Below are 20,215 nucleotides of genomic sequence, written 5' to 3'. Positions count from 1 at the left end.
TTCGAGCGAAAAGCGAGACACAAGTGCCTCGCTGCTGCTTAACGTTTCGCAATCTCTTCGTGGAACAAGCCATCGAGGAGCGCCGGGTTCGCCATCCCTTTCGTCTGCTTCATGATCTGCCCGATGATGAAGCCTTTGGCACGGTCTTTCCCGTTCTTAAAGTCTTCGATCATCTGCGGATGCGCTTCGAACAAGTCGAGGATGTAGCCGCGCAGCAAGTTCTCGTCCGAGATTTGGGCGAGACCGTTCGCTTCGACGTACGCCTTCGGTTCGGCGCCTTCCTCGATCATGGCCGTGAACACGCGTTTCGCGATCTTCGAAGAAATTGTACCTTCTCCGATCAAACGAATCAACTCCGCGAGCGAGCTCGGCGTCAATTTCATCGTCTCGACCGTCTCGTTCGACTTGTTCAAGTGGCCGAGCACTTCGCCCATGAGCCAGTTCGCGGCAGCTTTCGGTTCGGCACCGGCCGCTGTCGTCGCTTCAAAGAAGTCCGAGAACTCGCGCGTCGACGTGAGCGCCTTGGCGTCATAAGCCGACAGGCCATAGTTGTTCATGTAACGCTCGCGGCGTTCGACCGGAAGTTCTGGGAGCGTTTTGCGAATGCGCTCTTTCCACTCCTCGTCGATTTCGAGACGGACGAGGTCCGGCTCTGGGAAGTAGCGGTAATCGGCCGCCCCTTCCTTGACGCGCATGAGGATCGTCTTCTTCGCCGCCTCATCGAAACGGAGCGTCTCTTGACGCATGACGCCGCCCGTGATGAGGAGTTTACGATGACGCTCTTCCTCATAATCGAGCGCCTTCAAGACGTTCGAGAACGAGTTCAAGTTTTTGAGCTCCGTCTTCGTGCCGAACGGCTCTTGGCCGAACGGACGGACCGAGATGTTACAGTCGCAACGAAGCGATCCTTCTTCCATCTTGACGTCCGAGACGCCCGCGAACGAGAGCACTTCTTTCAAGCGCTCGAGGTAAGCGACCGCGTCTTTCGGTGAACGCATGTCGGCCTCACTGACGATCTCGATGAGTGGTGAGCCGGTCCGGTTGAAGTCGACGACTGAATGTTTCTCACCCGTATGGTTCATCTTCCCAGCATCTTCCTCGAGATGGACCCGCTCGATGCGGAACCGTTTCATCTCGCCATCGACTTCGACATCGACGTGGCCGTTAAAGCCGATCGGTTGGTCGAACTGCGAGATTTGATACGCTTTCGGCGTATCCGGATAGAAGTAGTTCTTGCGGTCAAACTTCGTATCGGTCGCGATCTCACAGTTGAGTGCCATCGCGGCCTTGATGGCGAGGTTGACTGCCTCTTCGTTCAATTTAGGCAGAACGCCCGGGTGTCCGAGACAGATCGGACACGTTTGCGTATTCGTTTCGGCACCGTACGTGCGCGAGCAGCCACACCAAATCTTCGACTTCGTGCTCAGCTCGGCGTGCACCTCGATCCCGATGATCGTTTCAAAGTTCATCGTTGTCCTCCTTAAAGCTGTGGCATCTTAAAACCGCCGTTTGCTTGTTCAAAAGCATGGGCCACGCGGTAGAGTGTTGGTTCGCTGAAGTGGTTCCCGATGATCTGTAGACCGACCGGGAGGCCGTCTGAGAGACCGGCCGGCACCGAGATGGCTGGTACGCCAGCCAAGTTGACCGGGATTGTCATAATGTCGTTGGCGTACATTGTGAGCGGATCTTCGAGTTGTTCGCCGAGCTTGAACGCCGTCGTCGGCGCAGTCGGCCCGATGATCGCGTCATATTTCTCGAACACGCGCGCGAAGTCTTGCTTCATGAGCGTACGCACCTGTTGCGACTTCTTGTAGAACGCATCGTAATAACCTGAGCTTAACGCGTACGTCCCAAGCATGATGCGGCGTTTCACTTCTTCGCCGAACCCTTGCTCGCGTGAATACGTGAACACTTCTTCGAGCGCATCGGCCTCGGCGCGACGTCCGTAACGGATGCCGTCAAAGCGAGCGAGGTTCGAAGACGCCTCAGATGAAGCGAGTAAGTAGTACGTCGGGAGCGCGTATTTCACGGTCGGGAGCGATACCGTCTCAACGGTCGCACCGAGCGACTTGAGCGTCTCGACCGCTTGTTCGATCTGTTTACGGACACCGGATGATACGCCTTCTGCCATGAACTCTTGCGGCAGGGCGAACTTCATGCCTTTAATGTCGCCATGAAGTGACGTCGTATAGTCCGGAAGGTCGACTGTCGCCGACGTCGAGTCCATGTCGCAATGACCTGAGATGACGTTCAACAAATAGGCGTTGTCTTCGACCGAGCGCGTCAGCGGACCGATCTGGTCGAGTGACGAGGCGAACGCGACGAGACCGTAACGTGACACGAGACCGTACGTCGGTTTCATGCCGACGACGCCACAGTAAGCCGCCGGTTGGCGAATCGAGCCACCCGTATCCGAACCGAGGCTGAACAGCACTTGTCCGGCTGCGACCGTCGCGGCCGAACCGCCTGACGAGCCGCCTGGTACGCGCGTTGTGTCCCACGGGTTACGGACGACTTTGAACGCTGAGTTCTCGTTTGATGAACCCATCGCGAACTCGTCCATGTTCAACTTCCCGATCGTGACGGCACCGGCGTCGTGAAGACGCTCGACGACTGTCGCGTCATGGGCCGGGACGAAGTTCTCAAGGAACTTCGAGGCACACGTCGTGCGTGTCCCTTTCGTGACGATGTTGTCTTTGACGCCGATCGGCAACCCGAAGAGCGGGTTGTCCGCTGTCTTGGCGAGGTCGTCCATCCGTTTCGCTTGCTCGAACGCGTCCTCGTTCAACGTGAGAAAAGCACCGATTTTGTCATCGGTCGCTTCGATGCGGTCAAATGATTCTTTGACGAGGTCCGTTACCGTGACCTCACCTTCTTTTAATAAGGTATGTAGCTTGGCTACACCGTGATCGAATAGTGTCATGAAGGGCCTCCTTACTCAAAGACGGCTGGGACGCGGACTTGGCCGTTCTCCCAATCAGGCGCCATCCGTTCGACTTCCTCGCGAGGAAGTGACGGGCGGACCTCGTCTTTGCGCATTACGTTTTTCAAATCTAGGGCATGGGTCGTCGGGATGACGCCCGTTGTATCGAGTTCATCGAGTTGCTCGGCGAACTCGAGGATTTTTGTCAATTGCTCCGTGAAGTGCGTCACTTCATCTTCCGTGATCGCAAGTCGGGCGAGTCCGGCGACGTGCCGAACTTCAGCTTCAGTGATTCGAGCCAAAGGTTCCACCTCCAACAGTTTTCAATACATCGTTCATTATCATACCACTTTTCCATAAGACAAAAAAGAAAATCCAATCCGGTCAAAGATGATCATTTTTTGAAAGTTAGGGAATCGCGCTAGAATATTGACTCGTTTCAAAAAACAGCTATACGGTACACCGACAAATCTCATTATGCTAAGAGAGTAGCAAACATTTCCCGAGGAGGATCACTATGTCAATCCGTAACAAATTGATCGTCGCCTTCACCGTCCTGTTAGTCTTATTACTCGGTGTGAGCGGCTATTCATTCTATGCGTTGAATGCCTCGAAGGCAGCCCAACAAGACATGAACGTCTCTTGGGTGCCCGGTATGGACCAAATTCATCAAATCGACAAGCAGTTGCTCGAGATTCGCCAGCATATGATGCGCCACGCTCTAGTCGAGGACGAGGTGACAAAGCAAAATGTCGAAATCAGCATTGAGACGGGTATCACGATTTTAAAACAACAGATGACCGGCTATGAGTCGACGATCATCAACAAGACCGACCGTGAACTGTTCGATCAAGCGACGGCACAATGGATGACGTTCCAGTCAAACATTGAGGAATTGATTCGCATCTCGAATGAAGAAGGACAAGCCGCGGCCGACGCCTACATCCGAGACACGGCCACGCCGAGCGTCGACGCGTTATCGAATACGCTCGGTCTCCTCATCAACTTGAACCGTGATGGGATTCGTGCTGACACCGAGGCTGGTGAAGCGTTGTTTGCACAAGTCCAACTCACGCTCATCGTCATCATGATCGCCGCCATCGTCTTCACCGTACTCATGATGGTGTTCATCTTCCGCTCGATTTTCGAACCATTGAACGAGTTCAAAGTGAAAATGCGCGAACTCGCCACGAGCCAAGGCGATTTGACGACGTCGATCCCGGTGAAGCGACGTGATGAGTTCTCTGGGCTCGCGCGCGACTTCAACCAATTCATCGCCAACCTGCGCCAGCTCATTTTGCAAGTGAACGGCGTCTCACGCGGGGTGACCGAGCAATCCACTCGCATGTACGACGAATTGAAAGCGCTTAATACGTATATGACGACGACCGCCGCAACGACCGAGGACTTGACGGCCGGCATGCAACAGACCGCGGCGAGTGCCCAGGAAATGAACGCCTCCGCGTCGGATATGGAACGAACGCTTCACAACATCGTGACGATGGCGGCTGAACGAAAAGTCGAGGCGGAGCAAGTCGACGCCCGGGCCATGGCACTCCGTACCCACGCCGTCGAAGCGAAGGCGTCAGCGATCGACGTCTTGTCCTCGACACGACACAATCTCGAACGGGCCATACATGACGCCAAAGCCGTTCGCGAGATTGCGACGCTCACGAACGATATTTTAGACATCGCGGCGCAGACGAACCTGTTATCGCTCAACGCCTCGATCGAAGCGGCACGGGCCGGTGAGGCGGGACGCGGGTTCGCCGTCGTCGCCGACGAGATCCGTAAACTGGCCGAGACGAGCCGGACGACCGTCGAACGGATCCAAGCGATCTCGACGACCGTGCTCCATTCGGTCGACCATTTGAACGAGACGTCTAGCGAGATGCTCGGTTTCCTCGATACGAACGTATTGAAAGATTACGACCAGCTCGAAGAAGCCGCCGAACGCTACAGCGAAGACGCCGGGCGTTTTGAGGCGACCGCCTCTGAATTCGCCGAAGCGGCCACAGAACTCGAACAATTGACGTCCGGGATGATCGGTGTCATTCAAGACGTCGCCGTGACGGTCAATAACGGGGCGCTCGGGACGCAAGACATCGCCGAGAAAGTGACGCTGTCGGTCGACCGGTTCAGTGAGTTGAACCGTGTCACCGAAGCGTCGCAACGGAAGATGGACGAGTTGAGCGAGTTGATCGGCCAATTTAAAGTGTAAATAAAAGGACGCACTCCCTCGGGAATGCGTCCTTTGTCATGCGGCCGACTGTTGCCGCTCTTTCCGTATCTCAAGTTCGAACCGCTTCGTCTCGGCGACGACGACACCCGACAAGAACAACAGCCCGATCAAGTTCGGAATCGCCATCAGACCGTTGAAGACGTCGGAGACGGCCCAAATCAAGTTCAAGTTCGTCGTCATCGCACCGAGTCCGGCGACGACAATGTACACCAGCCGGTACGGGACGATCGCCCGCTCCCCGAGCAGGTAATGGACCGAGCGTTCCCCGTAATAACACCAGCCGATCACGGTCGAGAAGGCGAAGAAGACGAGCGAGATCGTGACGATGAGTTCACCGATTGGGCCGAGGAAGTAAGCGAACGACGCTTGCGTCAGCTCGATGCCTTGCAGCCCTTCCGTATACTGACCACCCATGACGATCGTCAACCCGGTGATCGAACAGACGATGAGCGTGTCGATCAACACTTGTGTCATCGAGACGAGCGCTTGCCGTCCCGGGAAGTCCGTCTTCGCGGCCGCGGCCGCGATCGGTGCCGACCCTAGCCCAGCCTCGTTCGAGAACACGCCGCGCGCGACCCCGTAACGGATCGCGGCACCGAGCGCTCCGCCGCCGATTGCTTCGGCACTGAACGTACTCGAGAAGATCGTCGCGAACGCGGACGGGATCAAGTCGAAGTTCGTGACTAAAATGACGAGCCCGGCCCCGACGTAAGCGAAAATCATGACCGGGACGAAAATCCCGACGACTTTCCCGATCGATTTGACGCCACCGAGGATGACGAACCCCGTCAGGACCATCATGATGATACCGGTCGCGACCATCGGGACACCGAACGACGTGTTCAGCGCTAAACTGATCGAGTTCGTCTGGACGCCATTGCCGATACCGAACGCGGCGATCGAGGCGAACAAGGCGAACGTCATGCCGAGCCAACGTTTTTTAAGCCCGTGTTCTAAATAGTACATCGGGCCGCCGGCAACCTCGCCCCGTTCATCGACGGTACGATACTTGACGGCAAGGATCGCCTCGGCGTATTTTGTCGCCATGCCGATGAAGCCACTCAGCCACATCCAGACGATCGCACCCGGTCCTCCGAGGACGATCGCGGTCGCGACCCCGACCATGTTGCCGGTACCGACCGTCGCCGCGAGCGCCGTCATGAGCGCTTGGAAGTGCGAGATGTCCCCACGTTGCCGTTTTCGTTTTTCGGCTTCCACGCCTGTCTTTTGCTTCGGGATGAACGCTTCTTTCAAGCCGAACCCGAGCCGTGTCACTTGGATGAATCCGAGCCGGAACGTCAAGAAGATGCCCGTCCCGATCAATAATATGAGCAAGTGTGGTCCCCAGACGAGGTTCGATAGACTCGTCACCCAACTTTCAAACTGCTTCACGTGATGTTCCCCCTATGTATGTATTCGCTTGACTGCTGGTTTATATTTTTCAGAACATTCACAACTTCGTCAAGTTGACGCGGGGTGAAATCATACCGATTCTGCGTAATGTTTTTGTAATATATCTGTTCAACGCTCGGTTTTATCCTGTTTCCGACTTTAGTATTTGAAATAAAAATGTAACGATTCACTTCATCAAAAAAACCGACCTCCCCTATTGGGAAATCGGTTGGGTCCAACTTATTTGGCGAGCGCCGCGACGACCTCGTCGACGTGACCGTTCACTTTGACGCCGCGCCACTCCTCTTCGATATAGCCGTCCTCGTTGATGAGGAACGTCGAGCGGACGATGCCGTAATATTCCTTGCCATAATTCTTCTTCAACTGCCAGACGCCGTATAGTTCTGACACTTCATGCGTGTCGTCGACGAGCAAGTCGAACGGCAAATCGTTCTTCTCGATAAAGTTTTGATGCTTCTTCTGGCTGTCGGCCGAGATGCCGATGACGACGGCCCCGCTCATCTTCGGTGCGGCGTCACGGAAATCGCACGCCTCGGTCGTACAGCCCGGCGTCGCGTCTCTCGGGTAGAAATAGAGGACGACTTTCTGGCCACGATAATCTTCGAGTGCGACCATGTCCCCATTTTGGTTCGGTAGTGTAAATGTTGGTGCTAGCATCTGATTTCCTCCTTATCCGAACGACGGGTCGACGAGCTGTTCGTCATATCCGTCGATCGCTTGTTCTAGTTTTTGTTTGAGTGGGTCGAGCACTTCGAGATAGTCGACCGGGTCTTCCGTCGCGGCCGCGTCGCGAAGCGCGGCCTCATTATCGATATACCACGTTTGGTACGCTTTAAAGTAATCGGTCATGATCGCTTGGTTTTCCGGGACGGTGAGCGTCTCTGACATGAGCAGGAAGACGTTATTGTCCGCCTCGAGCGCGACGTAGTCCGTCTGGGCGTTGACCCGGTCGTAAATCGGTCCGGCCTCATCTTCCGGCACGTCGGCGAGACGGGCGTTCGCTTCAGCGTTCACCCCGTACTCGCTCGCTTCGATCCCCGTCAACAACTCCCCGACCTCACCGATCACGTCAGCCGGGACTAAGGCCGGTGTGACGACGAGCGACCAATCGTCGCCTTCCTTGATCGCGACTTTGGCGAGCCGGTTCGGCAGTTCGTTCCCGTCACCATCCTCCATCTCATGGACGATATAGGCGACGTCCTCATCCTCGTTCACCCAACTCTCGACGATGTCACCTGGCGTCAAGTCACGCGTCACGGCACCTGTCGCCGGGATGTCGGTCCGGGCAGCAGCGTAGTCGATGTCCGCGAGCGCCTCGGCGTCCCCGTCACGGAGCGCTTGTTGATACGATTCATACACCGTCTCGACCGCGTCCGGGAGCGGTCGTTTCGTCTCTTCGACCGGTGCTGCCTCTTCATTCCCGCAAGCGCCGAGCATGAGTGTGAGCGCCAGCGGCAACATCCATTTTCTCATCCAATCATTCCTTCCTCGATCAATCTCTTTTCACCATCCTACCACGACTGAATTTAGAGCGGAAACGACACGCTTTTCCGGAAAATTGTTTCACTAGGATTTCATGAAGAATTCCGATACAATACAGACGTAAGCGCTTAACTGCATAATCACTTTAAGGGGGAACGAGAATGATTCCATACAAACATGAACCATTCACAGACTTTACAAACAAAGAGAACGCTGCCTTGATTCAAGCGGCGATCGAGAAAGTGAACGGGGAGCTTGGTCAGGACTATCCGCTCGTGATCGGTGGGGAAAAAGTGACGACGGAAGGTAAGATCACGTCTTACAACCCGGCCAATAAAGACGAAGTCATCGGACACGTCTCGAAAGCGAACCAAGAACTCGCGGAACGTGCGATGCAAGAAGCGCTCAAAGCGTTCGACACGTGGCGTCACGTCGACCCGTCAGTCCGTGCCGACGTCTTGTTCAAAGCGGCGAACATCGTCCGTAAACGGAAGCACGAGTTCTCGGCCTACCTCGTCAAAGAAGCGGGCAAGCCTTGGAACGAAGCGGACGCGGACACGGCGGAAGCGATCGACTTCATGGAATACTACGCGCGTCAAATGCTCGAACTCAAACCGGGTAAGAAAGTCGAGAGCCGTCCGGGCGAGTACAACCGCTATGACTACATCCCACTCGGGGTCGGGATCGTCATCAGCCCATGGAACTTCCCGTTCGCGATCATGGCAGGGACGGCCGTCGCGGCCATCGTCGCCGGTAACACGATTCTCCTGAAGCCAGCTTCGACGACACCGATCGTCGCGGCGAAATTCGTCGAGGTCATGGAAGAAGCGGGTCTCCCGAAAGGCGTCCTCAACTTCATCCCGGGACCGGGCGCTGAAGTCGGCGACTACCTCGTCGACCATCCGAAGACGCGCTTCATCAGCTTCACTGGTTCACGCGATGTGGGTCTCCGCATCAACGAGCGTGCCTCGAAGTTGAACGATGGCCAAATCTGGCTCAAACGCGTCATCGCCGAGATGGGCGGAAAAGACACGATCGTCGTCGACGAATCAGCAGACCTCGAACTCGCGGCCCAGTCGATCGTCAAATCGTCGTTCGGTTTCTCGGGACAAAAATGTTCAGCTTGTTCACGCGCCATCATCGTCGACAGCGTGTATGACACGGTACTCGACCGCGTCGTCGAATTGACGAACGAACTGTCAGTCGGAAACACCGAGCAGAACGAACACTTCATGGGACCGGTCATCGATGCGGCCGCGTTCAAGAAGGTCACGTCGTACTTCGACGTCGCGAAAGAAGAAGGACGCATCGTCACGGGCGGTAAAGCGGACGACTCGACCGGCTACTTCGTCGAGCCGACGGTCGTCGCCGACGTCGCACCGAAAGCACGTCTCATGCAAGAAGAGATCTTCGGCCCGATCGTCGCCTTCACGAAAGCGAAAGACTTCAAAGAAGCGATCGACATCGCCAACAACACCGAGTACGGCTTGACGGGTGCGGTGCTGACGCGTGACCGCTCGAACCAAGAATACGCACGCCAAAATTTCCACGTCGGCAACTTGTACTTCAACCGTGGTTGCACAGGCGCGATCGTCGGCTATCAGCCGTTCGGCGGCTTCAACATGTCAGGGACCGATTCAAAAGCAGGCGGACCGGATTACATCCAGCTCCACATGCAAGCGAAAACGACGTCAGAGACGTTTTAATCCAGGAAGGCACGACGGGACAGCCCGTCGTGCCTTTTTTCTGTGTCGGCCTCACCCTAACGCCACGTCTAAAATCATCATGACGGTAAATCCAAGCATCAAGGCGATCGATGCCAAGTCCTTATGGCCATTCTCTTGCGACCCCGGGATGACTTCTTCGACGACGACAAAAATCATGGCCCCTGCGGCAAAGCTCAATGCGAACGGCAGTAGCGGCTCCATGACAAACACCGCCCAAACGCCGAATAAGGCGGCGACCGGCTCGACGACGGCCGACAGCTGTCCGTAGAAAAAACTCTTTCGTCGTGACATCCCGTCCCGCCTTAACGGCAGCGCCACCGCCACGCCTTCTGGAAAGTTTTGAATCCCGATCCCGATCGCGAGGGCGATGGCACCCGTCAACGAGGCCGATGGAAAGTCAGCCGCGACCGCCCCGAACGCGACACCGATCGCTAGCCCTTCCGGTATGTTGTGCAACGTGATCGCTAAGACGAGCAACGTGCTGCGCTTTCGTTTGAACGGGCCGATCCCTTCCGCCTCACTGAGCGGGGAAGTCGGGTGCAAGTGCGGAATCAGTTGATCGATGCCCCATAAAAAGAATCCGCCCAATAAAAAGCCGACCGTGGCCGGGAACCAGGCCGGCCAAGCGTCCTGTCCTGCCATCTCGATCGCCGGCGCGAGCAACGACCAAAAACTGGCGGCAATCATCACCCCGCCAGCAAATCCGAGCATCCTGTCCATCAGCCGTTGATTGATCGATTTCGTCGTGAACACGACAGCCGCCCCGAGCGCCGTCATGCCCCATGTGAACAACGTCCCGAGCAAGGCTTGCATGGCCGGGTTCAGTTGAGCCACCCCGTCCCACATCGCCATCGCCTCCCCTTAAGCTTTGTATGCGCGCCCTATTCTTTTCCCGTCGTCCCCGCGTCGCTAATCCCGATTTGAACGATCAAAAAAGAGGAGAGCGACGTCGCTCTCCTCCGTTATAGCCTTACTTAAAATGTACGCATCAAGTTCGCCATCTCGATTGCCGCTGTCGCTGCTTCCCAGCCTTTGTTCCCGGCTTTCGTGCCGGCCCGCTCGATCGCTTGTTCAATCGTCTCGGTCGTCAAGACGCCGAAGATGACCGGCACTTCCGACTGGTAGCTCGCTTGGGCGACACCTTTCGCCGCTTCGCTGCAGACGTAGTCGAAGTGCGGCGTCGCCCCACGGATGACCGCGCCGAGCGTGATGACGGCGTCATACTTCTTGCTCATCGCCATCTTTTTGGCGACGAGTGGGAGTTCGAACGCGCCCGGGACGAACGCGATCTCGACGTCATCTTGCTCGATGCCGTGGCGCTTCAACGCATCCTTCGCCCCGTCGAGCAAGCGCATCGTGATCAAATCGTTGAACCGTCCGACGACGATCCCGATTTTCAAGCCTTTACCAACCAAGTTACCTTCAAATGTATGCAACATTATTCTTCTCCTCCAAAATGATTCATTTTTTGTTGTTTCGTCAAGCGATAGCGTTCATTCTCGGCGTGCTCCCCGACGATGATCGGGACGCGTTCGACGACGGTGATGCCGCACGCCTCCAAGGCATCAACTTTCTCTGGGTTGTTCGTCATGAGCCGCACGTTCGTGACGCCAAGGTCACGCAGCATGCCCGCGCTCACCCGGTAGTCACGCAAGTCGGTATGCAACCCGAGCGCGACGTTCGCCTCGACCGTGTCGAGCCCTTGCTCCTGCAGTTCATACGCCTTCAATTTATTCAGTAAGCCGATGCCGCGCCCTTCTTGGCGCATGTAGAGCACGACGCCGCCCTCTTCTTCAATTTTAGCGAGTGACGCATCAAGTTGCGGACCGCAGTCGCAACGGTAAGAGCCGAACACGTCACCGGTCAGACATTCCGAATGGATGCGGACGAGCGGTGCATGTTCAAGTTCGCCTTTGATGAGCGCGACGTGCTCTTCGCGGTCAAGGACGTTTCGATAACCGATCAGGCGAAACGTCCCTTTTGCCGAGGGGAGATTGACGTCCGCCTCTCGTTCGACGAGATCCGTCTCCATATAGCGGACGAGCTCCTCGATCGTGATGAATTTCAAATCGTGCCGTTCCGCGACGTGGACAAGGTCCGGTACTCGAGCCATCTCGCCGTCTTCACGGATGATTTCGCAAATGACGGCGACCGGCTCACTCCCTGACAGTCGGGCCAAATCGACCGACGCTTCGGTGTGGCCGCGCCGCACCGAGACGCCGCCTTTTTTCGCGATGAGCGGGAAGATGTGTCCCGGCCGTTGAAAATCGGCCGGACGCGCGTTCGCATTGGCCAGCTCGCGGACCGTGTGGGCCCGTTCGCTCGCTGAGATGCCCGTCGTCGAGTCGACATGATCGACACTGACGGTGAACGCCGTCCCGTGCGGATCGGTGCTGTTGTCGACCATCGGCGACAAGTCGAGCCGGACGGCGACTTCTTCCGCCAGGGCGGCACAGACGAGCCCTTTCCCTTCCGTGATGAGGAAGTTCATCGTCTCGGCCGTCATCTTATCGGCGAGGACGACGAAATCACCTTCGTTCTCCCGGTCCTCGTCATCGACGACGATGATCGGACGCCCCATCTTCAAATCTTCGATTGCTTGTTCGATTGTGTGAAACATCACCATCCCGCCTTTCCGTATCCCATCGACGCAAGTGATTCGAGCGTCATGTCTTTTTGATTCACTAGCTTTTCCATATATTTAGCCAACATATCGCATTCCAAATTGACCTTATCCCCTGCCTGCTTCATCCCGAGCACCGTCTCACTGTACGTGTGCGGGATGAGCGACAGCGTGAAGCCGCGTTCAGTGACCTCATACACCGTCAAGCTCGTCCCGTCGACCGAGATCGAACCTTTAGGGACGATGAAACGGAGTAGCGACGGCTCGCAACTAATATCGATGTAGACCGCGTTCGCGAGCGGACGCTTCTTGACGATGCGACCGACCCCGTCGACGTGTCCCGAGACGAAGTGACCGCCAAAGCGACCGTTCGCCGGCATCGCCCGCTCGAGGTTGACGTCCGTTCCAGGGCGGACCCCATCTAGACTTGACGCTTTGAGCGTCTCCGGCATGACGTCGACGGCAAAACTCGTTTGATCAAACGCCGTCACGGTCAGGCAAATCCCGTTCACCGAGATGCTGTCGCCGAGCTTCACGTCTTCTAACACGATCTTGCCCGCGAGCGTGAGCCGTAGCGACGGCCCGTTCCGCTTCACTGCTTTCACACTGCCGATTTCTTCAACGATTCCCGTGAACATCGGACTCCCCCTTTCTCATGACGAGCTTGATGTCGGTACCGACCGTCTCGACCGAGCCGATTGCGAAGCGCTCGATCGCATCTAACGGTCCGGCTTGGCTCGAGCGATAGACACCTCGGTTCCCACCGAACACGCGCGGTGACTGATACATGACCCATTCGTCGACGTATCGTCCGTCAAAGAGTGACGTCACGAGCGTCGGTCCCGCCTCGATGAGCAAACGGCCGACGCCGCGACCATGCAAGTCACGAAGGACGTTGTCGAGTGTCGAATAGTCGGCAAGCTCGACACCGTTTTGAGCGAGCTCGGTCCGTTTCACTTCATCACCGGACAGCGTATAGACGAGCACCGGCACGTCTTTCGCGCTCCGGACGAGCTGACTCGAGAGCGGTAAGCGGAGCTCGCGGTCGAGGACGACCCGAAGCGGCTGACGTGTCGGCGTGTCGAGCCGGACGGTCAAGGCAGGGTCGTCGGCGAGCACGGTCCCGATTCCTGTCAAGACGGCATCGACCGTCGCCCGTAGTTCGTGGACGTCACGTCTCGCTTCAGTCCCGGTCACCCACTGGCTCTCACCCGTGTCGAGCGCGACTTTCCCGTCTAGGCTCGTCGCCGTCTTCAATACGACGTACGGCCGTTTCGTCTCAAGCGAACGTAGGAACGCCGGATTGAGCGCACGGGCCTCGTTTTCGAGCAGACCGACTTCGACGTCGATCCCCGCCGCCTTCAAACGGGCGACACCTTTCCCTGCGACGAGCGGGTTCGGGTCTTCCATCGCGATGACGGCGCGCTTGATGCCCGACTCGATTAGCAAGTCGGCACATGGCGGTGTCTTCCCGTAGTGCGAGCACGGCTCGAGCGTGACGTAAATCGTCGCGCCGTATGCGGACGCACCGGCCATGCGAATGGCGTGCACTTCGGCGTGCGGTTCACCGGCCTTCAAATGGGCACCGAATCCGACGACGCGACCGTCTTTGACGACGACGGCCCCGACGAGCGGGTTCACACCGGTCTGTCCGGCAGCGGACTTGGCCAATTGGATTGCTTGTTGCATGTACTGTTGCATCGTTCTCCCTCCTTGTTTCGTACAGACAAAAAGACCCTAAGGATGTCCTTAGGGTCTCGGCGGGAGGTCTCAGTCGTCATTGGGCGAGCCAAATAAACGTTTTCTTTACAGAAAAACGTACGACGAAGCGCAGGTCACGAGGACCTGTCTTTTTTCCTTCTCCCATCCAGACTATACTGTCGGCTCTAGAATCGCACTAGATCCACCGTTCGCACACGTGCGCCCGGGTCACGGACTTAAGGCTTGCGCCCATCACCGCCGGTTGGGAATTGCACCCGACCCCGAAGGAATATTTGTTTGTACCCCTTTACTTTAGCGCAAAAAAGAATCGAAGGCAAAAATAAAAGCGCAAAAAAAGCGCCACTCCGATGAGCAGCGCTTCCAATCAAGCCAAGAACAAGACGACGAGCAAACCGACGATCCAACAATAGAACGAGAAGTACTTGAGCTCACCCTTCGCCATGATGTGCTGGAACCATTTGAGCGAGATGGCCGTCAGCGCGTACGAGGCGATGAACGCCAAGACGAGTGGACCGAACAGATCGCGCGTCGCCGGGTCGGTGAAGAGTGCCGGCCCGTCCAAAATCATCGTCCCGAGACTGACCGGGATGAACAAGAAGAACGAGAACCGGAGCGCCGACTCTTGTTTAATGCCGAGCAACATCGCCATGACGATCGTGGTACCCGAGCGGCTGATCCCGGGGATGAGCGCGACCGCTTGGGCGAGACCGATCAAGATGGCGTCACGTAACGTGATACCGCCGTCACCTTTATTCCCGCGCATGTTGCGGATGAACCAAAGTGCGACCCCGGTCAAAATCAATGTGTAGCCGACCGTCGCGACGCCGCTGAGCGTCTCACCGATCCAATCGCCGAATAACACGCCGAGCACGCCGGCCGGTACGGTCGCGACGAGCAAGAGACCGATGAACTTGACGTCGATCATCGTATCCTCGCTGCGGTCTTTCTTAAATAAGAACGTCCACAGACTGACGACGAGCCGGACGACATCTTGGCGATAAATCGTCAAGACGGCGAGGAGCGACGCGAAGTTGACGAAAATCTCGAACGACAGCCCAGGTAATTCGATATTGAATAGCTCTTGGAAGATGACCAAATGACCGCTCGACGAAATCGGGATCGGCTCCGTGAACCCTTGGACGAGACCAAGCAGCAAGTAAAATAACCATATTGTCATATCATAATATCCTCTTTTCTCAAATTCGCTCAATGCGGCTATTTTATCAGAATCACAGTTTCATTGACCACCCTTAAAAAAAAAATCGTATATTTTGAAAACTTTTATTGATTAGTCTGAAAATTAAATTTATTATAGAGGTGTACTCAACTGGACAACGGTGATGACCCCATTGTCCAGCTGGGTACATTTTTGTATGGAATTCATATAAATTACCAAAAATAAAACTTTTTGTTTACAAATGAACCCATATAATATTAAATTTGTAATATACCTGTTACCTTTTTTTTCAATCTTTCATCCGACTTTAGACCTATCACGCCCCATTTTTAACATAAAAAACTTACAAAAGCGCTTATAAATCGTAAAAACTATCCGATAGTATGATTGTAGAAGCACTTTCGTCATCATTGTCGGTTCAGATATGAGTCCATGGAAGGAGGAACCATCATTGAGTCAAACGCTATCCACTAATACTCATCACTTATCAACCGAACAGCAACGCATGATTCACTGTATTCGTTTGCTCGGGGATTTATTAAAGGAACGTCCTCGTCGCTCTGTCTATCGTCGCTTCGCGATGGAGCAAAACTGGCCGTCTCCCGAATCGATCATTCGACAGTTCGGATCATGGGCCGAGGCACTCGCCATCGCCGGCTATGAATGGCATGGGGAAATCGCCGTTGATTTACCCGATAAAATGCCAAAATATACACGCGACGATATCGTCGAGACGCTTGCCCTCTATTCACGGGACATGGGTTCGATCATCACGCTGAAAAAATATCAAGAATGGCGGAAACTACACCCGAAAGCACCGAGCCATTACCACATCGTCAAGACGTTCGGTTCGTGGCATGATGCCTGCGCCGAAGCCGGTCTGGAGGCGAGCGTGACTTACTCGAAGTCAGAGTTGTCGAACGCTCTTCGAGAAGCGATTCATGAGATGGGCTTCTCTCTTTCATTCGAGGCGTACCGAGAATGGGCAAAACGCAACAACAAGCCATCTACGAAAGCGATCTTACATCGTTACGGGTCTTGGTCCGCTGCCATCCATGCGGTCGAGTCCGACATGTTCAGCCAGAAATCATAATCATTCATTCAAAAAGGAGAACCGTTAAACGGTCCTCCTTTTTTTCATTGAATTCGTTCGGTCGACGTGTCCCGGTAATGGGCGACACGGTCGCGACCGTTAAACTTCGCCCCGACGTACATCGCCCGGTCGGCATGTCGCAACACCGTATCGAGCTCTTCGTATTCATGAATCGTCTCGATGCCGATGCTCGCCGTCACTTGGACCCGGATCCCTTCCGTCCCGAACGGGTGTGACCGGAGCGCTTGCCGAATCTTCTCACCGGTCACAATCCCCGCCGCCTCGTTCGTCCTCGGGAACACGAAGACGAACTCTTCGCCGCCGTAACGCGTGACGAGGTCACTGCTCCGGACGAGCCGGTTGAACAGGACCCCCGCTTCAATCAACACTTCGTCACCGAACGCATGGCCGTACGTATCGTTAATCGATTTAAAATGGTCGAGGTCAACCAAGAAGACCGACAACGGATACGACGCGACGTCGTTCAATCGCTCTTTCGTCCAACGTTTCAACGCCCGTTGGTTCGGCAACCCGGTCAACGGATCGGTCAGACTTTCGTGCTGGAGCCGATCCCGTTCATCGATCCGCTCGAGTGACCACGACAGCGTCTTGAGCAAACGGTGAATCTCGACCGCGAGCGCCTCATCATAGGCACCGTTCGCCGTCGTCGAGATCATACAGCTGACCGCGTTCGTCGTGCTCGTCACCGGTTGAATGACGAGCGCGGAATGATGCAGTTCGCTTTGGTTCACCTGAAGCTCCGGGTGCCACTCGTGGAGCGAATCGTACAGAAAGTATGGCTCACTTGCGTCACGGTGCTGTTCGAGCGTATACGCATCAGTGACCGCTTCCGCTTTCCGCCCCCGCACATCATAAAACGTCTGGTCCCCGTCTCGATTGATTTGAAGCCAGCCGCGCTCGACCTCGACGACTTCCCGTAAGCCGTTCCAAAACTTTTCAATTAACAGCGCTTCGCTGTCGACGCGATAGAGCTGTTCTTTCAACCGCTCGACTTGGTCGATCTTCGATTGCGTCTCTTCTGTCTGTGTCGCTTTCGACAACCCCATCTTCAAGATCGACAAGAGCAGGAACGTCGCCATCAACCCGACATACCCGAACAGTTGGAACGCCTCGAGCGCGACCATCGTGAACAACAGCTCGAGCGAGATGACGAGCCAATCGAACCGTAACAGCCGCCACATGATCGGCAGCGGGATCCGCTCCCCGATCAAGAACCGCGACATGACGAAGCTAAAGCCGAGGACGAGATAAAGCACTCCGAAGAAACCGATCAGTGCCACTCCTTGCTCGAGCAAGTGGACGGTCGACCCGATCTCACCGCCGAGCGAAAAGTAGACGAGACCCGGGATGACGAGAATCATCGCCTCGATCAACGTGTTGAGCGGATAAAAGTGTAAGAAGCGCCGGCGACCGACTTTCCTGTTGAACGCCCGCGCCTGGAACGTCAACAACAGCAATTGCCCCATTAAAAGTGCCGGGACGAGCCCGTACAAGAAGAACGTCATGAAGACGAACAGCTCGTGGAATGTGAAGTGCAGGTGCCGCCGCTTCAACGGGTTCATGACGAACAAGGCACCGAGCGTGTAGATGAACCAGAAGAACGCCCAATCGAACGTTTCCAGATCAGTCCACGTATAATAGACGATCCCGATGAAGACGAGCGACCACGAGAGCCAGCTCCTTATGAGATACTTCCGAAACCGCATCGTCTTCCCCCTTTTCTTGTAACATTCTTTAATAGTATGAAGGGTTTTGGAGAAACATTCCAGTCGTTGTTTGAAAGTTGTGACAATGAAAAAACCGTGGCGTGCGCCACGGTCTGTCCGTTATTTCGCTTTCAAATAAGAAATGCCGATCGAGCCGGACCCGGTGTGGGCCCCGAGCAGCGGCGCGAGCGTGTCGACGCGGATCGGCACCTTGTCGCCGAGTTCCCGTTTCCACGACTCCGCAAGCTCCGGCACGTTCCCGTGGAAGATCGAGACGTCCGTGCATTCGCCTGACTCGATCGCCGCCCGGATGACCTCGAACAAGTGGGCTTGCGCCTTTTTATACGTCCGTACGGTCTGATACGGGACGATGAGCCCGTCCTCGAAGCGGAGCACCGGCTTCAGCTGCAGCATGTTGCCGATGAGCGCTTTTGATTTCGAGATGCGTCCACCTTTTTGCATTTGCGTCAAATTCTGAATCGTCAGTTCGATCCGGACGTCCTCGACGCGCTGTTTCATGTAAGCCTCGACGTCATCAAGGGCGTCTCCGCGCTCGACGCGCTCGATCAGTTCCTCGAGCAACAGACCCATCGTATAAATACCCGACCGTGAATCGATGGCGAGCAGCTTGAACTCGGCGATCTCGGCCCCTTGGATCGACGCCGAGTACGTGCCGCTCAAGTCAGACGACAGGTGGACGGCGATGCCCATGTCATACTTCGGCTTCAACTCTTCATACAACGTTGCGAAATCCCCGATTGCCGGTTGGCTCGTCGAGACGCGCTCGCCGGCATCGATCCAGTCGTACACCGTCTCGGCGTCGACTTCGATGCCGTCTTTATAAGGTTGATCGCCCTTGACGACGTAAAGCGGGACGATATGGATGTCTGGGTGGTGTTTGATCGAATCTGGCAAGACGACCGTGCTGTCCGTGATGTAGGCAATTTTCATGTGAGCCTCTCCTTTAAAATCGTGATTAGTACCTGGTAGTATGATTTTATCACAGGTGAAACGGTTTCACTAATTTTTCAAAAAATGTACCCGTCTTCGTGAAACGTTCAAACCTCCCAGGTCCACAATCCGCCCGAAACGGGTAAAAGATAACATGGACAAAGGAGGCGTTTTTTTATGATTCGAATCGAGAACGTCAATAAGATTTACAAGACCGGTGACATCGAGACGGCCGCCTTGAAAGACGTCGACTTGACGATCAACGATGGGGCGTTCGTCGTCATCCTCGGACCGAGCGGCAGCGGCAAGAGTACACTCTTGAACGTCATCAGCGGGCTTGATACGGTCACGTCCGGGAACATCACGTTCGATGACACCGTCTTGACCGACCTGTCCCCGGAACAGATGACGGCGTTTCGGCGCGACCATCTCGGCTTCATCTTCCAACAATACAATTTGCTCCAAAACTTGACCGTCTACGAAAATATCCAGATCGGGGCCGACCTGTCGACGCAACCGCTCGGTATCGACGAGCTGTTAGAGCAGGTCGGGCTGTCGCCTGCGCGCGACAAGTACCCGTACCAACTGTCCGGCGGTGAGCAGCAGCGCGTCTCGGTCGCCCGGAGTCTCGCCAAAAACCCGTCGATTATCTTTTGCGATGAACCGACCGGCTCGCTCGACGAGGACAACTCGAAGAAAGTGCTCGAGCTGCTCGAACGATTGAACACGACGTACGGCAAGACCGTCGTCGTCATCACCCACAACACCGGTATCAGCGCCATGGCCGACGACGTCATCAAGATGAACTCGGGACGCATCGTCGAACTGACGCACAACCCGGTCCGACAAGCCGCGCGCGATATCGCTTGGGGTTAGGAGGTTTCGACCATGCTGTATAAAAACGTCTTGAAGACGCTCGTCGGCAAATGGATGCAGCTCGTCGCCATCGCCGTCATCATCGTCATGAGCTCACTCACCTACACGATGATGTTCTACGGCATCAGCGGGATCGAGGTCCCGACCGAGGACTATTTGGCGTCGTCGAACCAAGAGGATTTCGCCGTCGAGATGCTCAACCGCGTCACCGAGGACGAAGCGAACGACCCCGAAATCGCCTCCCTCGTCGCCTCGGGCA

18 protein-coding genes, 1 pseudogene and 1 riboswitch are annotated in these 20,215 nt (G+C 55.7%); of the genes and pseudogenes, 5 read left to right on the top strand and 14 right to left on the bottom strand.

Annotation, left to right across the window (positions count from 1 at the left end; all coding sequences use genetic code 11):
* Nucleotides 1-38: 38 nt before the first annotated feature.
* Genes gatB through gatC form a run of 3 tightly spaced genes read right to left on the bottom strand, consistent with a single transcriptional unit; the run spans nt 39 to nt 3,225 of the window.
* A complete protein-coding gene (gene gatB / locus BJU60_RS09185) occupies nt 39-1,469 on the bottom strand; it encodes an Asp-tRNA(Asn)/Glu-tRNA(Gln) amidotransferase subunit GatB (protein WP_070328598.1) in 1,431 nt (476 codons plus the stop codon).
* Between the two features lie 11 nt (nt 1,470-1,480).
* Nucleotides 1,481-2,923: an Asp-tRNA(Asn)/Glu-tRNA(Gln) amidotransferase subunit GatA gene (gene gatA, locus BJU60_RS09180; RefSeq protein ID WP_070328597.1), complete on the bottom strand. Its 1,443-nt coding sequence runs from the start codon at nt 2,921-2,923 to the stop codon at nt 1,481-1,483.
* A gap of 11 nt (nt 2,924-2,934) precedes the next feature.
* A complete protein-coding gene (gene gatC / locus BJU60_RS09175) occupies nt 2,935-3,225 on the bottom strand; it encodes an Asp-tRNA(Asn)/Glu-tRNA(Gln) amidotransferase subunit GatC (protein ID WP_016509877.1) in 291 nt (96 codons plus the stop codon).
* Between the two features lie 215 nt (nt 3,226-3,440).
* Between gatC and BJU60_RS09170 the strand changes: the two genes are divergently transcribed.
* The gene (locus BJU60_RS09170; protein ID WP_070328596.1) at nt 3,441-5,144 is read left to right on the top strand and encodes a methyl-accepting chemotaxis protein; all 1,704 of its coding nucleotides are present in this window, start codon (nt 3,441-3,443) and stop codon (nt 5,142-5,144) included.
* A 36-nt stretch (nt 5,145-5,180) separates the two neighbouring features.
* Here BJU60_RS09170 and BJU60_RS09165 read toward each other — a convergent pair whose 3' ends face one another.
* The 3 genes from BJU60_RS09165 to BJU60_RS09150 form a co-directional block, all read right to left on the bottom strand.
* Nucleotides 5,181-6,557, bottom strand: coding sequence for an alanine/glycine:cation symporter family protein (locus tag BJU60_RS09165; protein WP_070328595.1), 1,377 nt, complete (start codon nt 6,555-6,557; stop codon nt 5,181-5,183).
* Nucleotides 6,558-6,797: 240 nt separating this feature from the next.
* A complete protein-coding gene (gene bcp, locus BJU60_RS09155) occupies nt 6,798-7,235 on the bottom strand; it encodes a thioredoxin-dependent thiol peroxidase (protein ID WP_070328593.1) in 438 nt (145 codons plus the stop codon).
* A gap of 12 nt (nt 7,236-7,247) precedes the next feature.
* The gene (locus BJU60_RS09150; RefSeq protein ID WP_070328592.1) at nt 7,248-8,051 is read right to left on the bottom strand and encodes a hypothetical protein; all 804 of its coding nucleotides are present in this window, start codon (nt 8,049-8,051) and stop codon (nt 7,248-7,250) included.
* Nucleotides 8,052-8,221: 170 nt separating this feature from the next.
* Between BJU60_RS09150 and pruA the strand changes: the two genes are divergently transcribed.
* A complete protein-coding gene (pruA, locus tag BJU60_RS09145) occupies nt 8,222-9,766 on the top strand; it encodes an L-glutamate gamma-semialdehyde dehydrogenase (RefSeq protein ID WP_070328591.1) in 1,545 nt (514 codons plus the stop codon).
* Nucleotides 9,767-9,817: 51 nt separating this feature from the next.
* Here pruA and BJU60_RS09140 read toward each other — a convergent pair whose 3' ends face one another.
* From BJU60_RS09140 to BJU60_RS09115, 6 genes are all read right to left on the bottom strand, one after another.
* Nucleotides 9,818-10,633, bottom strand: coding sequence for a ZIP family metal transporter (locus tag BJU60_RS09140; protein WP_070328786.1), 816 nt, complete (start codon nt 10,631-10,633; stop codon nt 9,818-9,820).
* Between the two features lie 128 nt (nt 10,634-10,761).
* On the bottom strand, nt 10,762-11,226 hold the full coding sequence (gene ribH / locus BJU60_RS09135) for a 6,7-dimethyl-8-ribityllumazine synthase (RefSeq protein ID WP_070328590.1): 465 nt from the start codon (nt 11,224-11,226) through the stop codon (nt 10,762-10,764).
* Nucleotides 11,226-12,407, bottom strand: coding sequence for a bifunctional 3,4-dihydroxy-2-butanone-4-phosphate synthase/GTP cyclohydrolase II (locus tag BJU60_RS09130; RefSeq protein ID WP_070328589.1), 1,182 nt, complete (start codon nt 12,405-12,407; stop codon nt 11,226-11,228). The genes ribH and BJU60_RS09130 overlap by 1 nt, the downstream gene beginning before the upstream one ends.
* Nucleotides 12,407-13,048 (bottom strand): riboflavin synthase, encoded by a 642-nt coding sequence (gene ribE / locus BJU60_RS09125; RefSeq protein ID WP_070328588.1) that lies wholly within the window; start codon nt 13,046-13,048, stop codon nt 12,407-12,409. The genes BJU60_RS09130 and ribE overlap by 1 nt, the downstream gene beginning before the upstream one ends.
* A complete protein-coding gene (gene ribD / locus BJU60_RS09120; protein ID WP_070328587.1) occupies nt 13,029-14,111 on the bottom strand; it encodes a bifunctional diaminohydroxyphosphoribosylaminopyrimidine deaminase/5-amino-6-(5-phosphoribosylamino)uracil reductase RibD in 1,083 nt (360 codons plus the stop codon). The genes ribE and ribD overlap by 20 nt, the downstream gene beginning before the upstream one ends.
* A 150-nt stretch (nt 14,112-14,261) precedes the next feature.
* Nucleotides 14,262-14,404, bottom strand: a riboswitch (FMN riboswitch).
* A 92-nt stretch (nt 14,405-14,496) separates the two neighbouring features.
* Nucleotides 14,497-15,309, bottom strand: a complete 813-nt coding sequence (locus tag BJU60_RS09115) for an undecaprenyl-diphosphate phosphatase (protein ID WP_070328586.1) — start codon at nt 15,307-15,309, stop codon at nt 14,497-14,499.
* A gap of 451 nt (nt 15,310-15,760) precedes the next feature.
* On the opposite strand from BJU60_RS09115, the gene BJU60_RS09110 reads away from it, so the two are divergent.
* Nucleotides 15,761-16,402 carry a homing endonuclease associated repeat-containing protein gene (locus BJU60_RS09110; protein ID WP_070328585.1) on the top strand — a complete coding sequence of 214 codons (642 nt, stop codon included), beginning with the start codon at nt 15,761-15,763 and terminating at the stop codon, nt 16,400-16,402.
* 44 nt (nt 16,403-16,446) lie between these two features.
* On the opposite strand, the gene BJU60_RS09105 is transcribed toward BJU60_RS09110, so the two are convergent.
* Together BJU60_RS09105 and BJU60_RS09100 are read right to left on the bottom strand one after the other, a co-directional pair.
* Nucleotides 16,447-18,129 (bottom strand): GGDEF domain-containing protein, encoded by a 1,683-nt coding sequence (locus BJU60_RS09105; RefSeq protein WP_070328584.1) that lies wholly within the window; start codon nt 18,127-18,129, stop codon nt 16,447-16,449.
* Between the two features lie 120 nt (nt 18,130-18,249).
* Nucleotides 18,250-19,080: a DegV family protein gene (locus tag BJU60_RS09100; protein WP_070328583.1), complete on the bottom strand. Its 831-nt coding sequence runs from the start codon at nt 19,078-19,080 to the stop codon at nt 18,250-18,252.
* 177 nt (nt 19,081-19,257) lie between these two features.
* Between BJU60_RS09100 and BJU60_RS09095 the strand changes: the two genes are divergently transcribed.
* Nucleotides 19,258-19,956 (top strand): ABC transporter ATP-binding protein, encoded by a 699-nt coding sequence (locus BJU60_RS09095; protein ID WP_070328582.1) that lies wholly within the window; start codon nt 19,258-19,260, stop codon nt 19,954-19,956.
* A 12-nt stretch (nt 19,957-19,968) separates the two neighbouring features.
* A pseudogene (locus tag BJU60_RS09090) lies at nt 19,969-20,215 on the top strand (ABC transporter permease); the annotation flags it as partial.

Source organism: Exiguobacterium aurantiacum, assembly GCF_001766415.1.
In the GTDB taxonomy this organism is placed as follows: Bacteria; Bacillota; Bacilli; order Exiguobacteriales; family Exiguobacteriaceae; genus Exiguobacterium; species Exiguobacterium aurantiacum_A.
This window is presented reverse-complemented; position numbering and strand designations above follow the sequence as displayed.

Coding starts and splice junctions, on each gene's coding strand:
- gatB (WP_070328598.1), bottom strand. CDS start 1,469: ATGAACTTTGAAACGATCATCGGGATCGAGGTGCACGCCGAGCTGAGC.
- gatA (WP_070328597.1), bottom strand. CDS start 2,923: ATGACACTATTCGATCACGGTGTAGCCAAGCTACATACCTTATTAAAA.
- BJU60_RS09170 (WP_070328596.1), top strand. CDS start 3,441: ATGTCAATCCGTAACAAATTGATCGTCGCCTTCACCGTCCTGTTAGTC.
- bcp (WP_070328593.1), bottom strand. CDS start 7,235: ATGCTAGCACCAACATTTACACTACCGAACCAAAATGGGGACATGGTC.
- BJU60_RS09150 (WP_070328592.1), bottom strand. CDS start 8,051: ATGAGAAAATGGATGTTGCCGCTGGCGCTCACACTCATGCTCGGCGCT.
- pruA (WP_070328591.1), top strand. CDS start 8,222: ATGATTCCATACAAACATGAACCATTCACAGACTTTACAAACAAAGAG.
- BJU60_RS09140 (WP_070328786.1), bottom strand. CDS start 10,633: ATGTGGGACGGGGTGGCTCAACTGAACCCGGCCATGCAAGCCTTGCTC.
- ribH (WP_070328590.1), bottom strand. CDS start 11,226: ATGTTGCATACATTTGAAGGTAACTTGGTTGGTAAAGGCTTGAAAATC.
- BJU60_RS09130 (WP_070328589.1), bottom strand. CDS start 12,407: ATGTTTCACACAATCGAACAAGCAATCGAAGATTTGAAGATGGGGCGT.
- ribE (WP_070328588.1), bottom strand. CDS start 13,048: ATGTTCACGGGAATCGTTGAAGAAATCGGCAGTGTGAAAGCAGTGAAG.
- ribD (WP_070328587.1), bottom strand. CDS start 14,111: ATGCAACAGTACATGCAACAAGCAATCCAATTGGCCAAGTCCGCTGCC.
- BJU60_RS09115 (WP_070328586.1), bottom strand. CDS start 15,309: ATGACAATATGGTTATTTTACTTGCTGCTTGGTCTCGTCCAAGGGTTC.
- BJU60_RS09105 (WP_070328584.1), bottom strand. CDS start 18,129: ATGCGGTTTCGGAAGTATCTCATAAGGAGCTGGCTCTCGTGGTCGCTC.
- BJU60_RS09100 (WP_070328583.1), bottom strand. CDS start 19,080: ATGAAAATTGCCTACATCACGGACAGCACGGTCGTCTTGCCAGATTCG.
- BJU60_RS09095 (WP_070328582.1), top strand. CDS start 19,258: ATGATTCGAATCGAGAACGTCAATAAGATTTACAAGACCGGTGACATC.